The sequence below is a fragment of the Candidatus Marimicrobium litorale genome (genome assembly GCF_026262645.1).
Classification (GTDB): domain Bacteria; phylum Pseudomonadota; class Gammaproteobacteria; order Pseudomonadales; family Halieaceae; genus Marimicrobium; species Marimicrobium litorale.
Window position 1 is genome coordinate 1,984,644 of the sequence record NZ_SHNO01000001.1, and the last position, 22,778, is coordinate 2,007,421.

A 22,778-nucleotide genomic window follows, 5' to 3' on the forward strand; every position below is an offset into this window, starting at 1 on the left:
GAACTCGCTTAATCCTGGAGATAATAATTCTCGTAGACAAAATTGGTGGCTTCGACAAAACCGGGGACACTGCCGCAATCGAAGCGCCTGCCCTTGAACTTGTAAGCCATTACACAACCCTGTGCAGCCTGTGTTTGCAGCGCATCCGTGATCTGAATCTCCCCGTTTGCGCCCGGGGAGGTATCCTGCAATATGTCGAAAATATCCGGAGTCAGTATGTAGCGTCCAATAATTGCCAGATTCGAGGGTGCGTCCGCGGGATCAGGTTTCTCTACCATCTCATCCACGCGGTAAATACCCGACTTCAGGCTCTCTCCCCGAATAACGCCATATTTGTGCGTCTCGTCTTCCGGCACTTCCTGAATCGCGACGATTGAGCAACGGAACTGACGGTACAGCTCGGCCATTTGAGCGAGCACGCCGGGACCGTTGTTAATACATAAATCGTCAGAAAGCAAAACGCCAAAAGGCTCATTCCCGATCAGGGGCCTACCGGTAAGCACGGCATGTCCAAGCCCTTTCATCTCACGTTGGCGCACGGTGGTGAACACGCCCTTGTCCAATACATCACGAATACTGGCGAGATACGCCTCCTTTCCACTACCGGATATCTGGTGTTCCAACTCATAACTGATATCAAAATGATCGGTAATCGTGCGCTTGCCGCGGCCCGTCACCATGGCGCAGGTCGTCATCCCCGCCTCGATCGCCTCCTCGACCCCGTACTGCACCAATGGCTTATTCACCACGGGCAACATTTCCTTGGGCATACTTTTGGTCGCCGGAAGAAAACGGGTTCCATATCCAGCAACCGGAAACAAACACTTGGTAATCACGTCAGAATTCCCCACTCAAACACACTACTTCGGGCTACGTCCGTAGACGTCCTCGAAACGAACAATGTCATCCTCACCCAGGTAGGAACCTGACTGAACTTCAATTAACTCCAAAGGACTCTGGCCCGGGTTGGCCAGTCGATGCTTATGGCCTAACGGTATATAGGTCGATTCGTCTTCCGCCAGCATAAACACTTTGTCCTCACAGGTCACCTCAGCGGTACCCTTCACTACAATCCAGTGCTCAGCGCGATGGTGATGCATTTGCAAAGACAATTGTTGCCCCGGATTAACAACAATGCGTTTTACCTGAAAGCCATCAGAGATTACCAGCGATTCGTAGGAACCCCACGGGCGGTATACACGTCGGTGCAGCGACGCTTCAGTCCGTCCCTGCGCTTTCAGCATCGTTACGATTCGTTTTACGTCCTGCACCTTGTCGCGATTCGCCACCAGCACCGCATCGGCTGTTTCTACAACAACCAGATTGTCGACACCGGTTGCGGCAACCAACCGCGAGTCACTGCGAAGGTAACTGCTGCTGCAGTTGTCCATGATCACATCGCCGCGAGATACGTTGCCGTCGGCATCCTTATCCGCGACGTCCCACAAGGCCGACCACGCGCCTACGTCACTCCAGCCACAATCGAGGGAAACCACTCCGCCCGAGCCCGTTTTTTCCATAACAGCATAATCAATACTGTCCCCGGGGCAGCGCATAAATATCTCGGCATCCGGACGCACAAAATGCATATCGGTCTCAGCTCTATCCATCGCATTTTGGCAGCAGGACAGCATATCCGGCGCAAGCCGGGCCAATTCGTCGAGGTAACTCTGGGCACGCAACAGAAACATTCCGCTGTTCCAGAGATATCCACCGTCCTGCAGGTACTCGCGCGCGGTCACCTCATCCGGCTTTTCGACAAAGCGTTCAAGCTCAAACAGATTATCCGACACAGCTGAGCCGCACTTGATATAACCGTATCCGGTCTCGGGCGCCGTAGGAATCACTCCAAAGGTCATCAGCCTGCCTTCAACCGCCAGAGGCAGGGCCGTGTTTACCGCGTTCACGAACGCGTCCACGTTTTGGATCAGATGATCTGCCGGTAACACCAACAAAACGGCTTCGGGATCACTGGTAATGGCCTGTATGGCCGCCAGGGCCACGGCGGGAGCGGTATTACGACCCTCGGGTTCAAGAATTAGCGCATCGGACTCAATCTCCAGCTGCCGCATCTGTTCTGCGACCATGAAACGGTGCTCTTCATTACACACCACCACAGGGGCAGCTGAGGTGAGCCCTGCAGTGCGTCGCAGCGTTTCCTGCAACATCGTTATTTCACCGGCCAGGGGCAGGAATTGCTTCGGATGTGATTCCCGGGATACCGGCCATAGCCGACTGCCGACACCACCGGAAAGAAGTACAGGCGTTAACATCCGAATCCTCTATCGCAGGGCTGAAAACTTGTGCGCGCCGCGGTCACACAGCGCTGCTCCAGCGTATTAATACACCGCCTCCAATGGTATCGGATGGGGCTATTTTTCGCCAGCAAAGCACTGGACTTGTGAGGCCCAGCTATTAAACTGAGCACCGGTTCGCAGGCATCATCTTGTCGATCGGCCACACTGCCCGTTGAAAACCGCTTTTACAGGACCTGAGTCTCACCTACTGTGGATAACTTATGATCGGAAATAGCACCTATTCCAAAGATGACCTGGTCGCGTGCGGCAAAGGGGACCTGTTTGGACCCGGTAACGCGCAGCTTCCCACCGACCAGATGCTGATGGTAGACCGTATCACCCATATCAGCTCAGAAAACGGCGGCTACGGCAAAGGTGAAATAGTCGCCGAACTGGATATTGCGCCCGACCTGTGGTTTTTTGATTGTCACTTCCCGGGAGACCCGGTCATGCCCGGCTGCCTTGGTCTGGATGCGATGTGGCAACTGGTGGGCTTTTTTCTTGGCTGGCGCGGCAACCCCGGCCGGGGCCGAGCGCTGGGATGTGGCGAGGTGAAATTCAGCGGGCAGATACTCCCTAGCGCCACGAAGATTGTCTACACTATCAATATCAAGCGGGTGATTGAACGGAAGTTGGTAATGGGTATCGCCGATGGCGCTCTCGCGGTGAATGATCGTGAAATCTACACCGCAAAAGACCTGCGGGTCGGGCTATTCACATCTACGGAGTCTTTTTAGGCGCATGAGTAAACGAGTCGTTATTACCGGACTAGGTATTGTCTCCTGCCTTGGCAACGATGCGGATGCCGTAGCACAGGCACTCTACGATGGTCGCTCCGGCATCAGTGCTAGCGAGGAACAAGTAGAGGCAGGCATGCGCTCGCATATCTCCGGCGCGCCCTCTATCGACCTCAGCGAACACATTGACCGCAAGCAATTGCGATTTATGGGCAACGCCGCTGCCTTTGCTTATATATCGATGCAACAGGCCATCGCCGATGCGCGACTGGAGCCGACACACGTCTCCAATCCTCGCACCGGCATCATTGCTGGCTCCGGCGGTGCTTCCTCTGCGAGCCAAGTCGAGGCGGCAGATATTTTGCGGGAAAGAGGCCTGCGCAGGGTCGGCCCATACCGAGTGACACAAACCATGGGCAGCACAGTCTCGGCCTGTCTCGCTACCCCCTTCAAAATCAAGGGCGTGAACTACTCTATTTCCTCGGCCTGCTCTACCAGCGCGCACTGCATTGGAAACGCAATGGAGCAAATTCAACTCGGCAAGCAAGACCTCGTTTTCGCAGGCGGCGGCGAAGAGCTGCACTGGACCTTGAGTTGTCTGTTCGACGCCATGGGCGCGCTGTCTACCCAATACAACGATACACCGGAAAAGGCCTCCCGGGCTTATGACGCCAACCGCGATGGTTTCGTTATCGCCGGTGGCGGCGGCATGCTTGTTGTAGAAGAACTCGAACACGCCAAGGCACGGGGAGCAAAAATCTATGCCGAACTGGTGGGCTATGGCGCCACCTCCGATGGGCACGACATGGTATCGCCATCTGGAGAAGGCGCCACGCGCTGCATGCAGCAGGCGCTCGCCACCGTCGAGGGCGCAGTGGACTACATAAACGCCCATGGCACCAGCACCCCGGCCGGCGACATTCAGGAATTGAAAGCCGTCAAGACAGCCTATGCAGGTGCGGACATTCCCGTGGTGGGCTCCACCAAGTCACTGTCGGGCCACTCTCTGGGCGCTGCCGGTGTACAGGAAGCCATCTACTCTCTGCTTATGCAACAACGCGGATTCATCGCCGCGTCTGCCAATATCGAGGAACTGGATCCGGAAGCCGAGGGCATGCCCATCGCGTTGCAGCGTCACGACGGTGTCGATCTGCAACGCGTAATGTCTAACAGCTTCGGCTTCGGCGGCACCAACGCATCGCTGGTGTTCCAGAAATATTCCGCCTAGTCAGCTGCCATTTCGCGCTTTAATGGCGACGATATGCGCAGATTCATAGCGACCAGTGTCGTAACAGGCACTACACCAGTAGATCCAGCAAGAGCACATCCACCCGCTCACCCTCTGCCACTGTTCGGCCCGCAGGGATAATGGCCAGCGCATTACTGGCAGAAACCGAACGCAATACGCCGGAACTCTGGTTAGCGTACCGAGTGGCGCGCAATCCATCCGAGGTCGCCTCAACAGTCACTCGCAGATACTCCTGCCTGCGCCCCGCTTTGCTGACAGTGAAGGACGCTCGCGCTTGCAAACTCGGCACAGCCGGTTCATCCACTCCCTGTCGCTTCATGAGAAAAGGCCGGGCGATCAAGCAGAAGGTAACGAACACCGAAGAGGGATTACCCGGTAAGCCAATGAACGGAGTATCCGCGATTCGACCGAAAGCGAGCGGCTTACCGGGCTTGATCGCAAGCTTCCAAAGGTCGAGACATCCCAATCGCTCTACCTGATTTTTGACATGATCTTCCTCACCCACGGACACGCCACCGGTTGTAATCACACAATCTGCGTTCTGTGCGGCCTCTGTCAAAGCCTCCGCAGTCGCTTCGGGACTATCGGGAATGATTCCGTAGTCTACCGGCTCCATGTGCAAACCACGCAACAGACCCGCCAGGGTATAGCGATTGGAATTGTAAATCGCGCCCTCGCGAAGGGAATGCTCGCCCGGCTCAACCAGCTCATCCCCCGTGGACAGCATCGCCACACGCAGCGGTCGATAGACGTCAACGTCACTGCAGCCCACAGAGGCTAACAGACCTAAATCCTGAGGGCGCAGCACGCGACCCGGCTGCAGTATAGTCTCGCCCGAGCGCACATCCTGCCCCCGGAGTCGAATATTTTGATGCCGATGAACAGCAGAGGAAAAACTCACCTTGCCGTTCACCTCGGAGCAATCCTCTTGCATAACGACGGTGTCGGCGCCCGGGGGAATCATCGCTCCGGTAAAAATCCGCGCCGCCGTTGCGCCCGCTAATGGCAGTGCGGGATGGCCTGCAGGTATGCGCTGCGACACGGTCAGCGGAGCCGAGGCATCCTCGGCACGAAGAGCATAGCCATCCATCGCACTGTTATCGGCGGGCGGCACGTCAATCGAGGAAACAACCGGTTGAGCCAGAACAAATCCCAGAGCCTCCAGTAAAGGAACGCGCTGAGGGTCGGGCAGCGTAACAGCCGCAGCCAGCACATGCGCCAGAACCGTATCGACCGGCAGCAGGTCACTCATGCATTGCTCTGACGCACACTGAGAACACCCACGAAATTACAGGGGCGATGACGGCTGTCCAGTTGCTCCCGGATGACACCCTGCCAGGCCGTCTTGCAGGCGCCGGTCGAGCCGGGCATGCAAAAGATGACCGTGTCATTAGCAAACCCCGCAAGAGCACGAGATTGCACCGTTGAGGAGCCAATCTCATCATAAGACAGGGCACGGAATACTTCTCCGAAACCATCAATGTCTTTATCAAACAGTGGCTGCACCGCTTCTGGCGTGGAGTCACGCCCGGAAAAGCCGGTGCCTCCCGTTACGAGCACAGCGTTGATTCCCGGCACCGCGATCCATGCGGACAGTATCGCGCGGATCTGATAGATATCATCGGGCACAATGTCACGCTCCACTGCACGATGACCCTCAGCCTCAAGCGCCTGCACCAGATACTCGCCGGAACTATCCGTTTCGGGTATCCGGGTGTCTGATACGGTCAACACCGCGATCGCAAGCGATTGTGTGGTTCCGTTAGTTGCCTTTGGCATGTGCCGTTCCTCTAATTTTTTTCGTAGTAGTGCTTTACAAGATCACCGACCGCACTGCGCCAGGGCACCTGTCGGATCGCGAATGTATTGCGAATCCGCGCGCAGTCCAGTGTCCTGTCCAGCGACGGCAGATCACCGGACTCGCTCTCCAGTTGCACCGCTGATGAACTGAACTCGGAAAACTGGGAAGCTGCAGCGAGAAGCGCCTCGGCGAACTCATAGTACGTGGCGTTATCGGCACTTCCATAGTGGTATATCCCCCACGCTTCCAGGCCGGTGCCCAGTTGATCAAGGATTGCCAGAATCACCCGCGCGCCGTCCGCGGCCGCTACCGGGCACCCGCGCAGATTGTTGTCCAGAACCAGGCTGTCGCCCTCCTGCAAAGGACCCAGGATCTGACTGATAAGATTCGCGCCCCCGTCAGAAAAAACCGGGCCGAAGCGTAATAGCAAATGACGTTGACAGCCGCTTTCAACGATCTGCTCTGCCTGGGCAAGCAACTGCCCAACGGTTTCCTCGTTGTCGGGACAATCCGCTTCATCGTAGGACCGGCCTAACTGGCCGGAAAAAACTCTGGAGCTGGAAACAAACAGGTAGGCAGTGCCGCTGCGCTGGCAAGCCTTGGCAACCCAGTGACAGCGCTTTAAGTCCTGCTGCTGGATTTGTGTGCCGCTGTCGCCCGCGGCCTCTATGCGCACATCAACAACAATGTCGCTCTTGGCCCGCACAACGCTTTTCTTCGCCTGTCGCTCACTTTTCCAGCGACAGGCAGACCGACTCATGGTGATAAATTCGTGGCGCCCCAGTGTCGTCTGCCGTTCGACGATTGCAGCGCCAAGGGGGGTATCGAAACCCAGTAAAAGTACACGCATCGAAATAACCCAGCGGGCTAAACCGGATGAGCGCTCATGGGCGCCCGGACAGTCTAGAACGGAATATCATCATCAAAATTTTCCACGTTCCCCGCCGGAGCAGGAGGGGGGGCCGCCGCAGGTGCTCGCGGCGGTGCTGACTGGCCCTGTTTCTGCTGGAAATCCTGGTTGTAACCACCGTCACCCATCTTGGTGTCGCCACGGGAATCAAGCATTTGCATTTCTGCAGCGACGACCTCCGTGGTGTATTTATCCTGGCCCTCTTTATCCTGCCACTTGCGGGTGCGCAGGCTCCCTTCCAGATACACCTTCGAGCCCTTGCGCAGGTACTCACCGGCAATTTCCGCGAGGCGATTGAAAAACACCACACGATGCCACTCCGTGCGCTCCTGTGGCTGACCGGTCTGCTTGTCTTTCCAGGACTCCGAGGTCGCCACGGAAATATTGGTAATCGCCGCACCAGCTTGGGAGTACCTGACTTCCGGATCATTGCCCAGATTGCCTACGAGGATTACCTTGTTAACACCCCGTGTAGCCATACGTTTTCCTCACTAAATTGAATAACACGATACGTCTGTAAACGTGAGGACTATATCAACCCCACCGCGTAATTGCGACAACCTGACGATGCAAAGTCCATCAATTCGGGCCGCCTCGCGGTGTGCCGAGTGCCGCGCTACTGCGCCGCTGCCGGTGTGCCGCCACTGTGAACGTCAGGACCGGTGCGAAACACGGCCAGCCACCAAATAAGCACTAGCCCCAGGCAGGCGCCCATCAGCGCATGCGCTCCCGCATGCTGCAGCAACCAACCGCCGCCAGCACCACCGGCGAAAGCGCCCATGAACTGGCATGTTGAATAGACGCCCATAGCCGCGCCCTTGCCATCGGCATCTACCGCTTTACTGACCTGAGAGGGCAGCGTGGCCTCCAGATAATTGAACCCCACGAAGAAGAGACACATGCCACCATAGAAAACGGGACTGCTCGGCACGATTCCTACAATGAGCGATGCCACAAAAACCAGTGCAATGGCGACAAGAAAAGCCCAGCGCAGTTGCCCCTTGCGCTCCGCCAGGATCATCAGAGGTACGATGCCCAGCAGCGAGAGCAGCAGGACAGGCAGGTACACCAGCCAGTGACTCGCCCGGTCAACCGTAAAGGAACCCTCCAGCAGGCCCGGGACTACCAGAAACATCGCGGTTAGCACAAAATGAAGCACAAATACGCCGATATTCAGGCGCATCAGCAAACCGTCTCGCAAGCTATGTGCGAGCAAACCCCATTGTGCGCCGTTACTGCGCGTCGACCGATCCGCACGTTGCGGTGTCGGCACTACCCAAATGACCAGAGCGATGCCGCTGACGGCAAGCAACGCGGTAAACCAGAATACTCCCGCAAGATCACTCACAGACGCGACCAGGGGCCCCAACACCAAAGCCAGTATAAAAGAGAAGCCAATGCTGGCGCCCACCAGCGCCATCGCCTTGGTGCGCTGCTCCTCCCGGGTCAAGTCTGCCACCATCGCCATCACGGTACTGGCAATCGCCCCGGCACCCTGCAGCAGGCGACCAAGTACTATGCCCTCTATGCTGTCTGCCATAGCGGCCACCGCACTGCCCAGAGCAAACAGCAACAGACCGCCGACGATCACCGGCTTGCGCCCCACCCTGTCGGACAACCATCCCAGGGGCACCTGCAGCAGGGCCTGCATGAGGCCGTACACGCCAATAGCGAGCCCGATCAGGGTTGGCGTAGCCCCCGGCAGGTCCGCCGCGTAGAGCGCCAGCAGGGGGAGCACCATGAACAGACCCAGCATGCGAAAACAGTAAAGCACTGCAAGCGCACCGACCGAGCGACGCTCATCCGGGGACATGGGATGTTCGGTTATCACTTGATTTTAATTCACACCGGCGGGTTCAAAGGCAGCGCCATATCCTAACAGTTTGATCCGCGATAGCCCATCTCTATGACGCCTTCCCGCAAGCGAACGCAGGCTAATGCCGACCTTCCTGCTGCCGCCCTGACCACGAAATCAAAAACCGCCTTTGTGACTGGCTTATAAGAGATTATACTGCCTGGTTTCCGTTTTCGACGTGCAAGAGGTTCTTATGGACACCATTATGGTCAGGGGCGCAAGAACGCATAACCTGAAGAACATTGACCTCGATATCCCGCGGGACAAGCTGGTTGTCATCACGGGCCTGTCCGGCTCGGGCAAATCCTCACTGGCGTTCGACACGCTGTATGCCGAGGGCCAGCGTCGCTACGTGGAATCCCTGTCTACCTATGCCCGACAGTTCCTGTCCCTGATGGAAAAGCCGGATATGGACCACATCGAGGGCCTCTCTCCCGCTATCTCCATCGAGCAAAAGTCGACCTCCCACAACCCTCGCTCTACCGTGGGCACGATCACTGAGATCTACGACTACCTGCGCCTGCTTTACGCGCGAATCGGGGAACCCCGCTGTCCCCGGCACAACCTCAACCTGCAGGCACAAACCGTCAGCCAGATGGTGGATGCCGTACTCGCACTGCCTGAAGAAACCAAGCTGATGTTACTCGCGCCCGTGGTGCGCGAGAGGAAAGGAGAGCACCTGCACGTTTTCGAGGAGTTACGCGCGTCAGGGTTTATCCGCGCACGCATCGACGGCATCGTGACTGAACTGGATGACGTGCCCTTGCTGGACAAAAAAAAGAAGCATCGTATCGAGGTGGTGGTCGACCGCTTCAAGGTGCGTCCCGATCTCGGCATTCGGTTGGCGGAATCCTTCGAAACAGCACTGAGCCTTACCGACGGCCTGGCCGCCATCAGTTTTATGGAGGCGGACGAGGACGAAATCAGCTTCTCCGCGCGCTTCGCGTGCCCCAAGTGTGGCCACAGCATCGATGAAATGGAGCCCCGCTTGTTCTCGTTCAACAATCCGGCAGGGGCCTGCGGCGGCTGCGATGGCCTCGGCGTCAAGCAATACTTCGATGAGGACCGTGTCGTGCTGCATCCGGAGGCCAGCCTGGCGGAAGGCGCGATACGCGGCTGGGACCGGCGTAACGTCTATTACTTCCATATGCTGACCTCTCTCGCAGAACATTACGGGTTCGATATCGATACACCCTATGACAAGCTTCCGAAGAAACACCGCCAGGTTATTTTGCACGGCAGCGGCAATCAGGAAATCGCTTTCTCCTATGTCAACGACCGGGGTGATGTGTTCAAGCGCAACCATTCCTTCGAGGGCATCCTGCCGAATATGGAACGGCGCTACCGCGATACGGATTCTCAGTCCGTTCGTGAGGATCTCGCCAAATTTCTCGCCACCCAGCCCTGTCCCGACTGCAAGGGCACCCGACTCCGGGAGGATGCGCGTCATGTATTCCTGGAAGGACTCAACCTGCCCAGCATCACCGCTCTGCCGGTGGGAGAAGCACAGGACTACTTCGACGCGATGAAGCTGGATGGGCGCCGCGGTGAAATCGCCGACAAGATTCTCAAAGAACTGCGCGCCCGATACCGTTTTCTGGTCAATGTCGGGCTCAACTACCTGACCCTTGATCGCAGCGCCGATACCCTTTCTGGCGGTGAGGCCCAGCGCATCCGACTTGCCTCCCAGATCGGCGCGGGACTGGTCGGCGTCATGTACATCCTCGACGAACCCTCTATCGGCCTGCACCAACGGGATAACGAGCGCCTCCTGTCCACGCTGACCCACCTGCGCGACATGGGCAATACGGTACTGGTGGTAGAGCACGATGAGGAGGCCATCCGCAGTGCCGACCATATTATCGATATCGGCCCCGGGGCCGGCATCCACGGCGGCGAGGTCGTTGTCTCGGGCAGCCTGAAAGAGGTGAAAAGCTGTAAGGAATCTCTCACGGGTGCCTACCTTGCCGGGCGCCGGGAAATCGCCATACCCCAGCAGCGCACTGCGCCCGACGCAAAACGCATGCTGACGCTGGACGGCGCCAGTGGTAACAATCTTCAAGACGTTACCCTGGATATTCCAATCGGTCTGCTCACCTGTGTTACCGGTGTGTCTGGGTCGGGAAAATCATCATTAATCAACAGCACCCTGTACCCGATTGCTGCCACAGAACTCAATGGTGCCTCTGTGCTCACCCCGGCTCCCTACCAGTCCGTCACTGGCATGGACCACGTCGATAAGTGTATCGATATAGACCAGAGCCCTATCGGGCGCACACCGCGCTCGAATCCCGCCACCTATACGGGCATTTTCACCCCGGTCAGGGAGCTTTTTGCGGGCACACAGGAGGCTCGATCCCGCGGATACAAACCGGGCAGGTTTAGCTTCAACGTCAAGGGCGGACGCTGCGAGGCCTGTCAGGGTGACGGCGTGACCAAGGTAGAGATGCATTTCCTGCCTGACATCTATGTGCCCTGCGACATCTGCAAGGGCAAGCGCTACAACCGGGAAACACTGGAGGTGCGGTACAAGGGCAAGAATATCCATGAGGTACTGGAAATGACCGTGGAGGATGCTCTGATTTTCTTTGAACCCGTCACCGCAATTGCGCGCAAGCTGCAGACGCTTATGGATGTGGGCCTGTCCTACGTGCGACTGGGTCAGGCTGCAACCACCCTCTCCGGCGGCGAAGCCCAAAGAGTAAAACTCTCACGGGAGTTATCAAAACGTGACACAGGCAAGACATTGTACATTCTCGACGAGCCCACGACCGGGCTACATTTTGAAGATATCAAACAGCTGCTGGAAGTCCTGCATCGGCTGCGCGACCACGGCAACACCGTTATTATTATCGAACACAACCTGGACGTGATCAAAACCGCAGACTGGATTGTGGATATGGGCCCCGAGGGAGGGAGCGGCGGAGGCCAGATTATCGCCGCGGGCACGCCGGAAGACGTAGCCACCATGAAGGGATCCCATACAGGTCAGTTTCTCAGCCCCATATTGAAACCAAAGCGCAAGCGCAACAAACGCGCAGCCTAGAACCGGTGCGCGAGTAATGGCTGCGTTCAAGAGGGATGGAACCGGACTGTTATTCGCGAACGCCTATACCTGACGGTCATTTGACTGCATTTCATTGCGGGTGTTGATGATTCTGCTCACAGGGGAAAGCAACGTAACCGCAAAAAATACAGGGCACAAAAAAGCCGGGGCTGTAGACCCGGCTCTGTGTGCCTCATCGCTATCGCGACTGAGCGCGACCCTAATCCTCGTCGTCCTCGTCATAGACCTCGACATCAGGGCGATCGACAAGCTCCACGTAGGCCATGGGCGCTTTATCCCCCGAGCGAAAACCGCACTTGAGAATGCGTATGTAGCCACCTGGGCGCTCCTGGTAGCGGGGACCCAGCTCGTCAAAAAGCTTGCCTACCGCGGCTTTATCGCGGGTTCGATCAAAAGCCAAACGTCGGTTTGCGACGCTATCACTTTTTGCCAGCGTAATCAGCGGCTCGGCAAAGCGACGTAACTCCTTAGCCTTGGGCAGGGTGGTCTTGATCAGCTCATGCTCGACAAGCGACACGGCCATATTGCGAAACATGGCTTTGCGATGCGAGCTGTTGCGATTTAGTTGACGTCCACTATGACGATGACGCATTTCTCTTTCCTATCTTGAGGTGCCCGCTGACGAGCACTGCTATCTGTTGACCGGCCTGCTAAACGCTCAGAACCCGATCGTCATTCTTAAGGCTGGCCGGTGGCCAGTTGTCCAGGCGCATACCCAGTGAGAGTCCACGGGACGCCAGTACATCCTTGATCTCGGTGAGCGACTTTTTGCCCAGGTTCGGTGTCTTAAGAAGCTCCACCTCTGTGCGCTGCACCAGGTCTCCGATGTAGTAAATATTTTCCGCTTTCAGACAGTTCGCTGATCTTACTGTCAATTCCAGATCATCGACCGGACGCAACAGGATCGGATCGACTTCGTCTTCTTCCTCGACAGATTCGGACTCGGACTCGCTCTCGAGGTCAACGAATACAGCTAACTGCTGCTGCAAGATGGTCGCGGCGCGACGAATAGCTTCTTCAGGGTCGATAGTGCCGTTGGTCTCCAGATCCAGAACCAACTTGTCGAGGTCGGTACGCTGCTCCACTCGCGCGGCTTCTACAACGTAGGACACCCGGCCCACCGGTGAAAAAGTCGCGTCCAGCTGCAGACGGCCAATAGCGCGCGTCTCCTCATCCGGGTTGACGCGGGAATCTGCGGGAGAATAACCACGACCGAGAGCGACCGTAAGGCGCATGTTAATCTCAGAACCCTCGTTCAAATGGCATATCACGTGTTCCGGGTTGCGTATCTCGATGTCGTGGTCGACCTGAATATCTCCGGCTGTGACCGGGCCTGGGCCCTTCTTGCTCAGCGTCAACTCGGCCTCTTCTTTACCGCTCATCACCAGGGCGACGCCCTTTAAATTGAGCAGAATTTCGATAACGTCTTCCTGTACGCCTTCAATAGCGCTGTACTCGTGCAACACGCCATCAATCTCAACCTCGGTAATTGCACTGCCGGGCATTGAGGAAAGAAGAATTCGACGCAAGGCATTTCCCAGAGTGTGGCCAAAACCACGCTCCAAAGGCTCAAGCGTCACTTGTGAACGCGTTGCGTTCTTCTCGTCTACATTAATTACACGAGGGGTCAAAAATTCGTTCACTGCACTCTGCATTGGGGCACCTGTCTTATCGATTGGTCCGTCAGTGGATTACTTCGAGTAAAGCTCTACGATGAGGCTTTCATTGATCTCAGAAGACAACTCCTGGCGATCAGGCGCGGCCTTAAACACCGCCTCCATTTTCTCGCTATCCAGGTCAATCCACTCCGACTCACCGCGGTTGGAGGCCAGCGCCATAGCTGACTGGACCCTGAGCTGCTTCTTGGCTTTCTCGCGCAAGGACACAACGTCCCCTGCTTTCACTTGATACGACGGTATATTCACTACCTGACCGTTTACCAAAATGGATTTATGGGATACCAACTGGCGCGATTCCGCGCGGGTAGACCCGAAACCAATTCGATAAACGACGTTATCGAGCCTGCCTTCCAGCAACTGCAGCAGGTTTTCGCCTGTTGCGCCCTTCAGTCGGGCCGCTTCTTTGTAATAATTCCTGAACTGCTTTTCCAGTACGCCATAAATACGGCGCACCTTCTGCTTCTCCCGCAACTGCACACCGTAATCTGACAAACGACCGCGGCGAGCGCCATGCTGGCCAGGAATCGCCTCTAACTTGCACTTGCTTTCAAGCGAACGCACTCCGCTCTTCAGGAACAGATCCGTTCCCTCGCGACGAGAGAGCTTGCACTTCGGTCCAATATATCGAGCCATATCACCTCTCCTGTATGCGTTATACGCGTCGTTTCTTGGGCGGACGACAGCCATTATGTGGAATGGGTGTGACGTCGGTAATGTTGCTAATCTTGTATCCACAGGAATTCAGGGCGCGAACCGCTGATTCTCGACCAGGCCCAGGGCCCTTCACTTGCACATCCAGATTTTGCAGACCGTATTCCTTGGCTGCTTCACCTGCCCGCTCGGCAGCAACCTGTGCAGCGAAGGGCGTACTTTTACGCGAACCACGGAAACCGGAACCACCAGAGGTCGCCCACGACAACGTGTTACCCTGACGATCAGTAATCGTAATAATCGTGTTATTAAACGACGCGTGAATGTGTGCAATACCATCTACGACGGTCTTGGTAATTTTTTTACGAGTGCCTTTGGCACCTGGCTTAGCCATATTTTGTATCCTGCTTTAATATCAACACTGCACTAATCTATTACAGGGTGCAGCTACACTAAAAAAGGATTCGCTGTCTATTTGCGAATCGGCTTACGCGGCCCTTTTCGGGTGCGGGCATTAGTCTTGGTACGCTGACCACGCAGGGGTAAACCCCGACGATGGCGCAAACCACGATTACAACCCAGATCCATCAACCGCTTGATGTTCATCTGCACTTCACGGCGGAGGTCACCCTCTACCATCATTTCGCTAACCTTGGTGCGAAGTGCATCCATTTCCTGCTCGGTCAACTCACCTATCTTGACGTTTTCGGCAACGCCAGTGTCGGCGCACAAGCGCTTCGCCTGGCTACGGCCAACACCGTAGATATAGGTCAGGGAGATAACAGTGTGCTTGTTATCTGGTATGTTGACGCCGGCTAATCGAGCCATTCAACTCTCTCCAATCATCTGTCGTCGCTGTGCTCTGACACCTTCCCAAAGGGACGAGATCCCGCACAGCGGGCGCAAAAGGCGCAGAATACTAGCGATATCGCTTACAAAAATCAACTCAGGGCTAACCCTGGCGCTGCTTGTGTCGAGGATCCGAGTTACAAATGACTCGAACCACTCCCTTACGGCGCACAATCTTGCAGTTTCTGCAGATTTTCTTCACTGACGCGCGTACTTTCATTTCAAATACTCCCTTTGGCCCGTTCCGATCTCGCTATCAGCGAACTCGCCCGGTCCCACCGTAACCTTTCAAATTGGCCTTTTTCATCACCGAGTCATACTGGTGAGACATCAGATGACTTTGCACCTGGGCCATGAAATCCATAACCACGACCACCACAATCAGCAGCGAGGTTCCGCCCAGATAGAACGGTACATTCCACATCACCACCAGAAACTGAGGCATCAAACACACCATAGCTATATACGCTGAACCAAACACCGTGAGGCGCGTGAGAACACCATCGATGTACTCCGCTGTCTTTTCACCTGGCCGTATACCGGGGACAAATGCACCTGAGCGCTTGAGGTTGTCTGCCACTTCTGACGGGTTAAACATCAACGCCGTGTAGAAGAAACAGAAAAACACAATGAACACGGTAAACAGCAATATGTTCAGCGGTTGACCGGGGCCAATCGCAACCGCCAAGTCCTGCAGCCAATCAGCGGAATCACCAGAGCCAAACCACTGCGCGATAGAGGCCGGAAACAGCAAAATACTGCTGGCAAAAATAGCCGGAATAACCCCCGCCATGTTCACCTTCAGAGGCAGGTGCGAACTCTGCGCCTGGTACATTTTGCGTCCCTGCTGTCGCTTGGCGTAATTCACAGTAATACGCCGCTGGCCACGCTCGATGAATACGATCATATAAATGACGGCAATCGCCAACGTTAAAATCAGAAGCAGGATAAGAACATTCAGCTCACCCTGCCGGGCTTGCTCTAATGACTGACCAATAGCCGCAGGCAAGCCAGCCACAATGCCGGCGAATATCAACATGGATATTCCATTGCCGACGCCCTTCTCCGTAATCTGCTCACCCAGCCACATCATAAAGACAGCGCCGGTCACCAATGAAGTGATTGCGATGACATAAAACGTAATGGACGGGTCGTAAGCCATACCCTGCTTAGCCATACCCACTGTCATACCGGTCGCCTGTATCAGGGCAAGCACCACCGTTAAATACCGGGTGTACTGGCTGATTTTACGACGACCCGCTTCGCCCTCTTTCTTCAACTGTTCCAGCTGGGGCGTCACCGCTGACATCAACTGCATGATAATGGATGCAGAAATGTAAGGCATGATGCCCAAAGCAAGGATACTCATGCGCTCCAGAGCACCCCCGGAAAACATGTTCGCCAAACCGAGTATCGTGCCTTGGTTCTGGCTAAAAAGCGCCGCCAGTTGCCGGGGATCTATGCCGGGAAGAGGGATATGCGTCCCAATGCGGTAAATAATAATCGCCAGCAATACAAAGCGAAGCCGGGCGAATAGTTCACCCAGTCCTGCTTTGTTTACCGATGGTAGCTGACCATTTGCCATTTAAATCGTTATTCCTCGACCTTGCCGCCAGCGCTTTCGATAGCCTCGCGGGCGCCCTTGGTCACAGCCAGACCCTTTACGGTTACGGCCTTGTCCAGCTCCCCGGAGAGAAATACACGCGCACGAGTCGCATCGTCCTTAACCAGGTCTGCCGCTTTCAGTGCCTCGAGGTCAATTACGTCAGCGTTGACCGCACCCAGTTCACCCAGGCGCACCTGTGCTGAGGTCTTACTCATGCGAGAAGAAAAACCGTACTTGGGCAGGCGCTTCTGCAAAGGCATCTGACCACCCTCGAATCCAGGCCTGACCTTGCCACCGGAACGTGATTTCTGGCCTTTATGGCCTCTCCCAGCAGTTTTACCAACACCACTACCAATTCCACGCCCAACACGCTTGGCGTTCTTCCTCGAACCCAACGCGGGGCTGAGGGTATTCAGTCGCATATTATCGGACATAACTACTCCTCGACCTTTAGCAGATAAATCGCTTTGTTGATCATGCCCCTGACCGAGGGAGTATCTTCAACCTCGACCGTGTGGCCTATACGCCTGAGGCCGAGACCCGCCACGCACGCCTGATGACTTTTCAGACGTCCATTGACGCTCTTGACCTGAGTAACCTTGATTGATTTAGCCATGACAAGCCAACCTGATAATTAATTCAAAATTTCTTCGACAGTCTTGCCGCGCTTCGCTGCAACATCTCCCGGGGATGACATATCTCGTAATCCCTTGAAGGTAGCCCTGACAACGTTGACCGGATTTGTAGACCCATAACACTTCGCCAGAACATTGTGTACACCGGCAAGTTCAAGTACAGCGCGCATAGCGCCACCAGCAATTACGCCAGTACCCTCGGAGGCAGGCTGCATATAAACCTTGGACGCGCCGTGATTCGCCTTGATTGGATACTGCAAAGTGCCATTGTCAAGATCGACACTTATCATGTTGCGGCGGGCTGCTTCCATAGCTTTCTGGATCGCAACAGGCACCTCGCGCGCTTTACCGCGCCCAAAACCAACCTTGCCCTTGCCATCACCCACCACAGTCAACGCAGTGAAGCTGAAGATACGACCACCCTTAACCACTTTAGCGACGCGATTAACCTGGACAAGCTTCTCCTGGAGATCGCCATCCTGTTGCTGCCTTTTCTGATCGTTAAAAGCCATATCGATACCCTAGAATTCCAAACCACTTTCACGTGCTGCATCGGCCAAAGCCTTGACGCGCCCGTGGTACTTGTAACCGCTGCGGTCAAAAGCCACCTGCTCAACACCGGCTTCTTTTGCGCGCTTTGCCACTAGCTTACCAACTTCAGCAGCCGCTGTTATGTTTCCCGTCGCTCCCTTACGCAACTCGGAGTCGAGGGTAGATGCGCTGGCGAGAACCTTGTCGCCTGCAGGAGCAATAACCTGAGCATAAATATGCCTTGGCGTCCGGTGCACACTCAGACGGTTTACTCCCAGTCCTCGCATTCTGGCGCGAGCACGTCGTGCGCGGCGTAACCTTGAATCGTTCTTTGCACTCATTTCGCTTACCTATTTCTTCTTGGCTTCCTTACGACGGACATACTCATCCTCGTAACGAATACCCTTGCCTTTGTAGGGCTCCGGCGGGCGGTAGCTACGAATCTCTGCTGCCGCCTGACCAACTGCCTGCTTGTCTATCCCTTTCAGTACGATTTCGGTAGGGCTGGGGCTCTCAGCGGATACACCTTCGGGCAGGCTATACTCTACCGGATGGGACAGACCCACTGTCAGGTTTACCGAGGTCTTGGACGACTTGGCCCTGTAACCAACACCGTTAAGCACCAGCTTCTTTTCCCACCCTTCGCTCACGCCCTTAACCATATTGTTTACCAAGGCTCGGGTAGTGCCGGCCATAGCAGCCTGACTGTCCTTCTCATAACTGAGGGTGATCACGTCGTCTTCCTGACCGAAACCAATACCTTCCGTCAGGGTTATTCCGAGAGAACCCATTCCACCCTTGACAGTAAGATCGCGGCCATCGAGCTTGATATCGACCCCTTTCGGAAGCGGTATCGGATTTTTTGCGACTCTGGACATTTCGAAATTCTCTTAAGTCAAATACGTTACTAGTAAACAGTGCAAAGCACTTCACCACCAACGCCGGCTGCCCGCGCGGCCCGGTCAGTCATGACACCTTTGGAAGTGGAAATAATCGCCACTCCAAGCCCCTTGCGAACAGAGGGAAGTTCATCCCTGGCACTGTACTTACGCAGCCCGGGGCGGCTAATACGACTGATTTCAGCGATTACCGGTTTCCCATCGTAATATTTCAGATCAATCGACAGGCGTGGCTTGCCACCCTCATCAATTGCACTGAAACCATTGATGTAACCTTCGTCTTTCAACACACTGGCCACAGCGGACTTTAGCTTCGAGCCAGGCATTTCTACATTCGTCTTGCCAACCATTTGTGCATTACGCACTCGGGTGAGCATATCTGATAGCGGATCTTGCATACTCATAATCGATTCATCTCCGTAGACTATTGCGCCGGTTACCAGCTGGATTTAACCAGGCCCGGCACATCACCACGCATGGCCGCTTCGCGCAACTTGTTGCGGCAGAGACCAAACTTGCGATAAACACCGTGAGGGCGCCCTGTTATCTGACAGCGGCGACGCTGACGAACGGGGCTGGCATCACGGGGCAGTTTTTGCAGCCTGATCTGCGCATCCCACTTTTCATCGTCGGTTGCATTCGCATCCGTTAAAACCGCCTTGATCGCGGCGCGCTTGGCAGCGAACCTGGCTACTGTCCGGGTACGCTTGGCCTCACGAGCAATCATTGATTTCTTTGCCATGAATAGAGCCTCTTAATCCTTCAATGGGAAGCTGAAAGCACGCAGCAGTGCGCGACCTTCATCATCCGTACGAGCGGAGGTTGTAATCGTAATGTCCATACCACGCAGCGCATCGACCTTGTCGTAATCAATTTCAGGAAAAATGATTTGCTCAGACACGCCCATTGCGAAATTACCACGACCATCAAATGACTTCGGGCTAATACCCCGAAAATCCCTGACCCGCGGGATCGCAATAGCAATCAGCCGCTCCAGGAACTCATACATGCGGTCAGAACGCAGGGTTACCTTACAACCAATAGGCCACCCGTCACGAACCTTGAACCCTGCAATCGATTTGCGAGCCTTGGTCACCACGGGCTTTTGACCCGAGATCTTCGCCATGTCCGCAACTGCATTCTCAAGAACTTTTTTATCGCCCAGCGCTTCACCAACACCCATATTGAGGGTGATTTTAGTAACGCGAGGGGTCTCCATCACATTTTTGAGCCCGAGCTCTTCCTGCAATTGAGAAACAATCTCGGTCTGATATCTTTCTTTCAACGTCGCCATGTTTATTACCTGTTGACCATTCAGCTAGCGGAAGCCTAGGAGTCAATCTCCTCGCCGCTGGACTTGAAAACACGAACCTTTCGATCTCCGACAAACTTGAAACCGACACGATCAGCTTTATTGGTAGCGGAATTGAAAATCGCCACGTTTGAACCCTGTATCGCGCTCTCTTTCTCTACGATACCGCCAGCAATGCCGGCCTGCGGATTCGGCTTTGTATGCTTCTTGATCATATTGATACCGGACACAATGAGCTTGCTGTTGGGGAGCACGGTTCTCACGGTCCCACGCTTCCCCTTGTCCTTACCGGCCAAGACGATCACCTCGTCATCTCTTTTGATTTTCAACATTGTTCTACCCATTCCTATCCGGTTGACTAGATGACTTCCGGAGCCAGCGAGATAATCTTCATGAACTTCTCACCACGCAGCTCTCTGGTCACGGGCCCAAAAATACGTGTCCCGATTGGCGCGTCCTGTGCATTGAGCAAGACTGCCGCATTGTCATCGAACTTGATGAGTGACCCGTCTGAACGACGCACACCCTTTTTCGTACGCACAACGACTGCAGTCATCACCTGACCTTTTTTCACCTTACCCCTGGGAATAGCTTCCTTCACAGTAACCTTAATCAGGTCACCAACACGGGCATAGCGACGCTTAGAGCCGCCCAATACCTTGATACACATAACGCGGCGCGCGCCACTGTTATCTGCAACTTCCAAATATGACTGTGTTTGAATCATGTTCTACTCCCACTTGCGGCACCGCCGCTTACCCCAGGACCCGAATAACGAATCTATACCTGAGCCGCACTCTCGATGATTTCCAGCAAGCGCCATGTCTTGGACTTGGAAATAGGACGCGATTCCGCAACAGTAATAGTGTCGCCGACATTGCACTGGTTACTCTCATCGTGCGCATGAATTTTTGAAGAGCGAGTCAGGTACTTCCCATACACAGGATGCTTCTCACGACGCTCAACCATCACGGTGACGGTCTTGTCCATCTTATTGCTAACAACCTTCCCGGTTACCACTCTGGTGCGATTCTCTGCTACGGCCATCGTTATTCACCCGCCTTTTCAGTGAGCACAGTCTTAATTCGAGCAACATCTTTCTGACTATTTTTTAGAAGATGTGTCTGCCCCAGCTGACCAGTAGACACCTGCATGCGGAGCCTGAACTGCTCCTCGCGCAGCGACAACAACTCGCTGTTCAACTCTTCTGCGGACTTTTCGCGCAATTCGCTTGCTTTCATTACATCACCGTCCGTTTAACAAATTTCGTGGCTACCGGAATCTTGGCCGCTGCAAGCTCAAATGCTTCCCGGGCCAGCTCCTCAGAAACACCCTGAACTTCATAAAGAATTTTTCCAGGCTGAACCTGGGCAACCCAATATTCAACGTTACCCTTACCTTTACCCTGACGAACCTCTAGCGGCTTACCCGTAATAGGCTTATCCGGGAACACACGAATCCAAATTTTTCCGCCACGCTTAATATGGCGCGTCATCGCACGTCGAGCCGCCTCTATCTGACGAGCGGTAATTCGGCCGCGGCCCACAGACTTCAGCCCGTATTCGCCGAAGCTAACCTTGCTACCGCGATGGGCAAGGCCCCGGTTGCGGCCCTTGTGCGTCTTTCGGAACTTTGTACGCTTTGGTTGAAGCATCTGCGTAACCCTTAACTAGTTGCTGTCTTCTTGGTCGTCTCGGCCGAGGCTTCACTGCCGATGACTTCACCTTTGAATATCCATACCTTGACGCCCAGAATTCCATAGGTCGTCTCGGCTTCGTAAGTCGCATAATCGATGTCAGCGCGTAATGTATGCAACGGCACCCTGCCCTCTCGATACCACTCAGTGCGAGCAATTTCTGCGCCGCCAAGGCGCCCACCAATTTGCACCTTGATACCCTCTGCGCCCTGACGCATGGCGTTTTGCACAACGCGTTTCATGGCGCGACGAAACATGACGCGCCGCTCCAGCTGCTGGGCAACGTTTTGCGCCACGAGGCGCGCATCCAGATCCGGTTTACGAATCTCTTCAATATTAATATGTACAGGCACTCCCATTTTCTGAGAGAGGTCTTTCCGAAGCTTATCTACATCTTCGCCTTTTTTACCAATCACAATACCCGGACGAGCGGTGTGAATGGTAATACGCGCTGTTTGCGCGGGACGCTCGATGACGACTCGGCTGACCGATGCGTGATCCAGTGCCTTCTCAATATATTCACGCGCCTGCAAATCGCTAATCAGTTGCTGGGCGTAGTTCTTGCTATCGGCGTACCAGATCGAAGTGTGATCTTTGACGATGCCGAGGCGGATGCCCGTGGGATGTACTTTCTGACCCATTTAGTCTTCTCCTAAACCTGGCTGTCGCCGTCTGAAACTTTTATCGTGATATGACAGCTACGCTTCAAAATGCGGTCTGCACGGCCTTTCGCTCTCGGGCTCAACCGCTTCATGGTTCTGCCCGCATCAACAAATACGGTGGACACTTTCAGCTCATCCACGTCTGCACCTTCGTTGTTTTCTGCATTAGCGATTGCAGAATCCAGCACTTTCTTAACGATATGAGCCGCTTTTTTTGTGCTGAACTCCAGCAATCCAAGCGCTTCCTCGACGTCTTTACCGCGAATCTGGTCCGCCACCAAGCGAACTTTCTGTGGCGATATTTGCGCACCTTTCAACGTTGCTGCTACTTCCATCTCATAT

The 22,778-nt window shown here is 55.0% G+C and carries 32 protein-coding genes; 3 read left to right on the forward strand and 29 right to left on the reverse strand.

Annotated elements, in window-relative coordinates; genetic code table 11:
- Positions 1 to 8: 8 nt before the first annotated feature.
- Together galU and EYC82_RS08840 are read right to left on the reverse strand one after the other, a co-directional pair.
- Entirely contained in the window at positions 9 to 836 is an 828-nt protein-coding gene (galU, locus tag EYC82_RS08835) for a UTP--glucose-1-phosphate uridylyltransferase GalU (protein WP_279249171.1), read from the reverse strand.
- A gap of 24 nt (positions 837 to 860) precedes the next feature.
- Positions 861 to 2,273, reverse strand: a complete 1,413-nt coding sequence (locus EYC82_RS08840) for a mannose-1-phosphate guanylyltransferase/mannose-6-phosphate isomerase (RefSeq protein ID WP_279249172.1) — start codon at positions 2,271 to 2,273, stop codon at positions 861 to 863.
- Positions 2,274 to 2,518: 245 nt separating this feature from the next.
- On the opposite strand from EYC82_RS08840, the gene fabA reads away from it, so the two are divergent.
- Positions 2,519 to 3,034 (forward strand): 3-hydroxyacyl-[acyl-carrier-protein] dehydratase FabA, encoded by a 516-nt coding sequence (gene fabA / locus EYC82_RS08845; RefSeq protein ID WP_279249173.1) that lies wholly within the window; start codon positions 2,519 to 2,521, stop codon positions 3,032 to 3,034.
- A 4-nt stretch (positions 3,035 to 3,038) separates the two neighbouring features.
- The gene (fabB, locus tag EYC82_RS08850; protein WP_279249174.1) at positions 3,039 to 4,262 is read left to right on the forward strand and encodes a beta-ketoacyl-ACP synthase I; all 1,224 of its coding nucleotides are present in this window, start codon (positions 3,039 to 3,041) and stop codon (positions 4,260 to 4,262) included.
- Between the two features lie 70 nt (positions 4,263 to 4,332).
- Here the strand turns inward: fabB and EYC82_RS08855 are convergent, their stop codons facing one another.
- From EYC82_RS08855 to EYC82_RS08875, 5 genes are all read right to left on the reverse strand, one after another.
- A complete protein-coding gene (locus EYC82_RS08855; protein ID WP_279249175.1) occupies positions 4,333 to 5,535 on the reverse strand; it encodes a molybdopterin molybdotransferase MoeA in 1,203 nt (400 codons plus the stop codon).
- A complete protein-coding gene (gene moaB, locus EYC82_RS08860) occupies positions 5,532 to 6,062 on the reverse strand; it encodes a molybdenum cofactor biosynthesis protein B (protein WP_279249176.1) in 531 nt (176 codons plus the stop codon). The genes EYC82_RS08855 and moaB overlap by 4 nt, the downstream gene beginning before the upstream one ends.
- A gap of 11 nt (positions 6,063 to 6,073) precedes the next feature.
- Positions 6,074 to 6,934, reverse strand: coding sequence for a sugar nucleotide-binding protein (locus EYC82_RS08865; RefSeq protein ID WP_279249177.1), 861 nt, complete (start codon positions 6,932 to 6,934; stop codon positions 6,074 to 6,076).
- A gap of 53 nt (positions 6,935 to 6,987) precedes the next feature.
- Positions 6,988 to 7,473 (reverse strand): single-stranded DNA-binding protein, encoded by a 486-nt coding sequence (ssb, locus tag EYC82_RS08870; protein WP_279249178.1) that lies wholly within the window; start codon positions 7,471 to 7,473, stop codon positions 6,988 to 6,990.
- Between the two features lie 137 nt (positions 7,474 to 7,610).
- The gene (locus tag EYC82_RS08875) at positions 7,611 to 8,825 is read right to left on the reverse strand and encodes an MFS transporter (RefSeq protein WP_279249179.1); all 1,215 of its coding nucleotides are present in this window, start codon (positions 8,823 to 8,825) and stop codon (positions 7,611 to 7,613) included.
- A 217-nt stretch (positions 8,826 to 9,042) separates the two neighbouring features.
- Between EYC82_RS08875 and uvrA the strand changes: the two genes are divergently transcribed.
- Positions 9,043 to 11,895 carry an excinuclease ABC subunit UvrA gene (gene uvrA, locus EYC82_RS08880; protein ID WP_279249180.1) on the forward strand — a complete coding sequence of 951 codons (2,853 nt, stop codon included), beginning with the start codon at positions 9,043 to 9,045 and terminating at the stop codon, positions 11,893 to 11,895.
- 220 nt (positions 11,896 to 12,115) lie between these two features.
- Here uvrA and rplQ read toward each other — a convergent pair whose 3' ends face one another.
- From rplQ to rplV, 22 genes are all read right to left on the reverse strand, one after another.
- The gene (gene rplQ, locus EYC82_RS08885) at positions 12,116 to 12,508 is read right to left on the reverse strand and encodes a 50S ribosomal protein L17 (RefSeq protein WP_279249181.1); all 393 of its coding nucleotides are present in this window, start codon (positions 12,506 to 12,508) and stop codon (positions 12,116 to 12,118) included.
- A gap of 58 nt (positions 12,509 to 12,566) precedes the next feature.
- Entirely contained in the window at positions 12,567 to 13,571 is a 1,005-nt protein-coding gene (locus EYC82_RS08890; protein WP_279249182.1) for a DNA-directed RNA polymerase subunit alpha, read from the reverse strand.
- Positions 13,572 to 13,607: 36 nt separating this feature from the next.
- Complete coding sequence (gene rpsD / locus EYC82_RS08895; RefSeq protein ID WP_279249183.1) at positions 13,608 to 14,228, reverse strand: 30S ribosomal protein S4; 621 nt, start codon at positions 14,226 to 14,228, stop codon at positions 13,608 to 13,610.
- A gap of 19 nt (positions 14,229 to 14,247) precedes the next feature.
- Complete coding sequence (gene rpsK / locus EYC82_RS08900) at positions 14,248 to 14,640, reverse strand: 30S ribosomal protein S11 (protein WP_279249184.1); 393 nt, start codon at positions 14,638 to 14,640, stop codon at positions 14,248 to 14,250.
- A 77-nt stretch (positions 14,641 to 14,717) separates the two neighbouring features.
- Positions 14,718 to 15,074, reverse strand: coding sequence for a 30S ribosomal protein S13 (gene rpsM / locus EYC82_RS08905; protein WP_279249185.1), 357 nt, complete (start codon positions 15,072 to 15,074; stop codon positions 14,718 to 14,720).
- A gap of 124 nt (positions 15,075 to 15,198) precedes the next feature.
- Positions 15,199 to 15,315, reverse strand: a complete 117-nt coding sequence (gene rpmJ / locus EYC82_RS08910; RefSeq protein ID WP_279249186.1) for a 50S ribosomal protein L36 — start codon at positions 15,313 to 15,315, stop codon at positions 15,199 to 15,201.
- A 36-nt stretch (positions 15,316 to 15,351) separates the two neighbouring features.
- Positions 15,352 to 16,680 (reverse strand): preprotein translocase subunit SecY, encoded by a 1,329-nt coding sequence (gene secY, locus EYC82_RS08915; RefSeq protein WP_279249187.1) that lies wholly within the window; start codon positions 16,678 to 16,680, stop codon positions 15,352 to 15,354.
- Between the two features lie 8 nt (positions 16,681 to 16,688).
- Entirely contained in the window at positions 16,689 to 17,123 is a 435-nt protein-coding gene (gene rplO / locus EYC82_RS08920) for a 50S ribosomal protein L15 (protein WP_279250674.1), read from the reverse strand.
- Between the two features lie 14 nt (positions 17,124 to 17,137).
- Positions 17,138 to 17,317, reverse strand: a complete 180-nt coding sequence (gene rpmD / locus EYC82_RS08925) for a 50S ribosomal protein L30 (RefSeq protein ID WP_279249188.1) — start codon at positions 17,315 to 17,317, stop codon at positions 17,138 to 17,140.
- 18 nt (positions 17,318 to 17,335) lie between these two features.
- Positions 17,336 to 17,848, reverse strand: a complete 513-nt coding sequence (rpsE, locus tag EYC82_RS08930) for a 30S ribosomal protein S5 (RefSeq protein ID WP_279249189.1) — start codon at positions 17,846 to 17,848, stop codon at positions 17,336 to 17,338.
- Between the two features lie 9 nt (positions 17,849 to 17,857).
- Positions 17,858 to 18,208: a 50S ribosomal protein L18 gene (gene rplR / locus EYC82_RS08935; protein WP_279249190.1), complete on the reverse strand. Its 351-nt coding sequence runs from the start codon at positions 18,206 to 18,208 to the stop codon at positions 17,858 to 17,860.
- A gap of 9 nt (positions 18,209 to 18,217) precedes the next feature.
- The gene (gene rplF, locus EYC82_RS08940) at positions 18,218 to 18,745 is read right to left on the reverse strand and encodes a 50S ribosomal protein L6 (RefSeq protein WP_279249191.1); all 528 of its coding nucleotides are present in this window, start codon (positions 18,743 to 18,745) and stop codon (positions 18,218 to 18,220) included.
- Between the two features lie 29 nt (positions 18,746 to 18,774).
- Positions 18,775 to 19,170, reverse strand: a complete 396-nt coding sequence (rpsH, locus tag EYC82_RS08945; protein WP_279249192.1) for a 30S ribosomal protein S8 — start codon at positions 19,168 to 19,170, stop codon at positions 18,775 to 18,777.
- Between the two features lie 32 nt (positions 19,171 to 19,202).
- A complete protein-coding gene (rpsN, locus tag EYC82_RS08950) occupies positions 19,203 to 19,508 on the reverse strand; it encodes a 30S ribosomal protein S14 (RefSeq protein WP_279249193.1) in 306 nt (101 codons plus the stop codon).
- Between the two features lie 12 nt (positions 19,509 to 19,520).
- Positions 19,521 to 20,060: a 50S ribosomal protein L5 gene (rplE, locus tag EYC82_RS08955; RefSeq protein WP_279249194.1), complete on the reverse strand. Its 540-nt coding sequence runs from the start codon at positions 20,058 to 20,060 to the stop codon at positions 19,521 to 19,523.
- A gap of 35 nt (positions 20,061 to 20,095) precedes the next feature.
- A complete protein-coding gene (gene rplX, locus EYC82_RS08960) occupies positions 20,096 to 20,410 on the reverse strand; it encodes a 50S ribosomal protein L24 (protein WP_279249195.1) in 315 nt (104 codons plus the stop codon).
- A 26-nt stretch (positions 20,411 to 20,436) separates the two neighbouring features.
- Positions 20,437 to 20,805 (reverse strand): 50S ribosomal protein L14, encoded by a 369-nt coding sequence (rplN, locus tag EYC82_RS08965; RefSeq protein WP_279249196.1) that lies wholly within the window; start codon positions 20,803 to 20,805, stop codon positions 20,437 to 20,439.
- A 53-nt stretch (positions 20,806 to 20,858) separates the two neighbouring features.
- Positions 20,859 to 21,125, reverse strand: coding sequence for a 30S ribosomal protein S17 (rpsQ, locus tag EYC82_RS08970; RefSeq protein ID WP_279249197.1), 267 nt, complete (start codon positions 21,123 to 21,125; stop codon positions 20,859 to 20,861).
- 2 nt (positions 21,126 to 21,127) lie between these two features.
- Positions 21,128 to 21,319 (reverse strand): 50S ribosomal protein L29, encoded by a 192-nt coding sequence (rpmC, locus tag EYC82_RS08975; protein ID WP_279249198.1) that lies wholly within the window; start codon positions 21,317 to 21,319, stop codon positions 21,128 to 21,130.
- Positions 21,319 to 21,732, reverse strand: coding sequence for a 50S ribosomal protein L16 (gene rplP, locus EYC82_RS08980; protein ID WP_279249199.1), 414 nt, complete (start codon positions 21,730 to 21,732; stop codon positions 21,319 to 21,321). Before rplP ends, rpmC begins: the two co-directional genes overlap by 1 nt.
- 11 nt (positions 21,733 to 21,743) lie before the next feature.
- Complete coding sequence (gene rpsC, locus EYC82_RS08985) at positions 21,744 to 22,415, reverse strand: 30S ribosomal protein S3 (RefSeq protein ID WP_279249200.1); 672 nt, start codon at positions 22,413 to 22,415, stop codon at positions 21,744 to 21,746.
- Between the two features lie 11 nt (positions 22,416 to 22,426).
- The gene (rplV, locus tag EYC82_RS08990; RefSeq protein ID WP_279249201.1) at positions 22,427 to 22,771 is read right to left on the reverse strand and encodes a 50S ribosomal protein L22; all 345 of its coding nucleotides are present in this window, start codon (positions 22,769 to 22,771) and stop codon (positions 22,427 to 22,429) included.
- Positions 22,772 to 22,778 lie beyond the last annotated feature (7 nt).

Coding starts and splice junctions, on each gene's coding strand:
- EYC82_RS08840 (WP_279249172.1), bottom strand. CDS start 2,273: ATGTTAACGCCTGTACTTCTTTCCGGTGGTGTCGGCAGTCGGCTATGG.
- fabA (WP_279249173.1), top strand. CDS start 2,519: ATGATCGGAAATAGCACCTATTCCAAAGATGACCTGGTCGCGTGCGGC.
- fabB (WP_279249174.1), top strand. CDS start 3,039: ATGAGTAAACGAGTCGTTATTACCGGACTAGGTATTGTCTCCTGCCTT.
- EYC82_RS08855 (WP_279249175.1), bottom strand. CDS start 5,535: ATGAGTGACCTGCTGCCGGTCGATACGGTTCTGGCGCATGTGCTGGCT.
- moaB (WP_279249176.1), bottom strand. CDS start 6,062: ATGCCAAAGGCAACTAACGGAACCACACAATCGCTTGCGATCGCGGTG.
- EYC82_RS08865 (WP_279249177.1), bottom strand. CDS start 6,934: ATGCGTGTACTTTTACTGGGTTTCGATACCCCCCTTGGCGCTGCAATC.
- ssb (WP_279249178.1), bottom strand. CDS start 7,473: ATGGCTACACGGGGTGTTAACAAGGTAATCCTCGTAGGCAATCTGGGC.
- uvrA (WP_279249180.1), top strand. CDS start 9,043: ATGGACACCATTATGGTCAGGGGCGCAAGAACGCATAACCTGAAGAAC.
- rplQ (WP_279249181.1), bottom strand. CDS start 12,508: ATGCGTCATCGTCATAGTGGACGTCAACTAAATCGCAACAGCTCGCAT.
- EYC82_RS08890 (WP_279249182.1), bottom strand. CDS start 13,571: ATGCAGAGTGCAGTGAACGAATTTTTGACCCCTCGTGTAATTAATGTA.
- rpsD (WP_279249183.1), bottom strand. CDS start 14,228: ATGGCTCGATATATTGGACCGAAGTGCAAGCTCTCTCGTCGCGAGGGA.
- rpsK (WP_279249184.1), bottom strand. CDS start 14,640: ATGGCTAAGCCAGGTGCCAAAGGCACTCGTAAAAAAATTACCAAGACC.
- rpsM (WP_279249185.1), bottom strand. CDS start 15,074: ATGGCTCGATTAGCCGGCGTCAACATACCAGATAACAAGCACACTGTT.
- rpmJ (WP_279249186.1), bottom strand. CDS start 15,315: ATGAAAGTACGCGCGTCAGTGAAGAAAATCTGCAGAAACTGCAAGATT.
- secY (WP_279249187.1), bottom strand. CDS start 16,680: ATGGCAAATGGTCAGCTACCATCGGTAAACAAAGCAGGACTGGGTGAA.
- rplO (WP_279250674.1), bottom strand. CDS start 17,123: ATGCGACTGAATACCCTCAGCCCCGCGTTGGGTTCGAGGAAGAACGCC.
- rpmD (WP_279249188.1), bottom strand. CDS start 17,317: ATGGCTAAATCAATCAAGGTTACTCAGGTCAAGAGCGTCAATGGACGT.
- rpsE (WP_279249189.1), bottom strand. CDS start 17,848: ATGGCTTTTAACGATCAGAAAAGGCAGCAACAGGATGGCGATCTCCAG.
- rplR (WP_279249190.1), bottom strand. CDS start 18,208: ATGAGTGCAAAGAACGATTCAAGGTTACGCCGCGCACGACGTGCTCGC.
- rplF (WP_279249191.1), bottom strand. CDS start 18,745: ATGTCCAGAGTCGCAAAAAATCCGATACCGCTTCCGAAAGGGGTCGAT.
- rpsH (WP_279249192.1), bottom strand. CDS start 19,170: ATGAGTATGCAAGATCCGCTATCAGATATGCTCACCCGAGTGCGTAAT.
- rpsN (WP_279249193.1), bottom strand. CDS start 19,508: ATGGCAAAGAAATCAATGATTGCTCGTGAGGCCAAGCGTACCCGGACA.
- rplE (WP_279249194.1), bottom strand. CDS start 20,060: ATGGCGACGTTGAAAGAAAGATATCAGACCGAGATTGTTTCTCAATTG.
- rplX (WP_279249195.1), bottom strand. CDS start 20,410: ATGTTGAAAATCAAAAGAGATGACGAGGTGATCGTCTTGGCCGGTAAG.
- rplN (WP_279249196.1), bottom strand. CDS start 20,805: ATGATTCAAACACAGTCATATTTGGAAGTTGCAGATAACAGTGGCGCG.
- rpsQ (WP_279249197.1), bottom strand. CDS start 21,125: ATGGCCGTAGCAGAGAATCGCACCAGAGTGGTAACCGGGAAGGTTGTT.
- rpmC (WP_279249198.1), bottom strand. CDS start 21,319: ATGAAAGCAAGCGAATTGCGCGAAAAGTCCGCAGAAGAGTTGAACAGC.
- rplP (WP_279249199.1), bottom strand. CDS start 21,732: ATGCTTCAACCAAAGCGTACAAAGTTCCGAAAGACGCACAAGGGCCGC.
- rpsC (WP_279249200.1), bottom strand. CDS start 22,415: ATGGGTCAGAAAGTACATCCCACGGGCATCCGCCTCGGCATCGTCAAA.
- rplV (WP_279249201.1), bottom strand. CDS start 22,771: ATGGAAGTAGCAGCAACGTTGAAAGGTGCGCAAATATCGCCACAGAAA.